This is a genomic window from Acinetobacter sp. Colony158 (assembly GCF_019264745.1).
GTDB classification, from domain to species: domain Bacteria; phylum Pseudomonadota; class Gammaproteobacteria; order Pseudomonadales; family Moraxellaceae; genus Acinetobacter; species Acinetobacter ursingii.
The window spans coordinates 1,525,854-1,526,136 of the sequence record NZ_CP078523.1 but is presented as its reverse complement, the minus strand read 5'-3'; the positions used below and the strand labels follow the sequence as shown (position 1 = coordinate 1,526,136).

Genomic DNA, 283 nt, shown 5'->3' with positions numbered 1-283 from the left:
CCGTTTTTTGGTTGCTTGATTCGTAATTGTTCTGCCAAAGGATTAAAGCGATGAACCAATTAACGAATCTTTCCCCTGCTGATGAGCCAACACAATATGCACAGGCTACAGCGCAACACGAACAAGATGCCAAAGATTTAACCCGCATTTTACCCGCTTCACGTAAAGTCTATATTCAGGGCTCTCGACCTGATATCCAAGTGCCTTTTCGTGAAATTGCCCTTACCGATACTCCAACAGGTTTAGGCGGTGAACATAATCCACCTGTTATGGTCTATGACAC

1 pseudogene is annotated in these 283 nt (G+C 44.2%); it reads left to right on the top strand.

Annotated elements, in window-relative coordinates:
• Positions 1 to 50 precede the first annotated feature (50 nt).
• A pseudogene (locus tag JR005_RS14640) lies at positions 51 to 283 on the top strand (phosphomethylpyrimidine synthase ThiC); the annotation flags it as partial.